General features: G+C 62.1%; 1 protein-coding gene. It reads left to right on the forward strand.

What is annotated here, in order from left to right:
* Nucleotides 1–89: 89 nt before the first annotated feature.
* On the forward strand, nucleotides 90–680 hold a 591-nt coding region (locus NUW13_16080), incomplete at its 3' end, for a hypothetical protein (protein ID MCR4440527.1).

The raw sequence follows: 680 nt of genomic DNA on the forward strand, positions 1-680 counted from the left end.
AGATCGTGCCAGGTGCGCTGCACCACTTTATACTCAGCGGTCTGCCTACAAGCAGCACAGCTGGAATACCTTTCCCCAATCGGGTAGTTGTGACGGCTAAGGATGCGTATGACAACACGGTAACCACCTACTCCGGCACGCTAAGTTGGTCCAGCACAGACTCGTTGGCAGCGCTGCCGGCAGCTGCGGGCGGGTTCGTGAGCGGACAGAAGACGTTCAGCGAGTCTGAGTTTGTGCTAAAGACGGCGGGGGCGCAGACGGTGACGGTGACGGATGGGGCGGCAGGGGTATCGCAGCAGTCTGGGCCGATTGCGGTGAGTCCTGGGGCGCTTCACAGTTTCACGCTGAGCAATCCTGGGACGCAGGTAGCTGGGGTGGGGTTTGAGCTGAGTGTGAGCGGGGCGCGGGATCAGTACAACAACGCTTGGAGTGGGACGATCGGGGTAGGTTTTGCCGATGGGGGGAGTCACCTGGCGCCGAATGGGAGTGGGCCGAGTTTGAGCAGCATTACGGTGACCAATGGGGCAGGCAGTGCGGCGCAGGTGTTGGTGAAGGCGGAGAGCGGAGTGGTGTTGCGGGGGTCATCTGGTGGCGTGACAGATGACACGGATGCGTTCACGGTGGTGCCAGGGGCATTGGGGTCGTTTGGGCTGACTGGGGTTCCTGCAGCGGTGGTGGCG

Source organism: candidate division KSB1 bacterium (assembly GCA_024655945.1).
Classification (GTDB): Bacteria; Zhuqueibacterota; Zhuqueibacteria; order JANLFK01; family Oleimicrobiaceae; genus Oleimicrobium.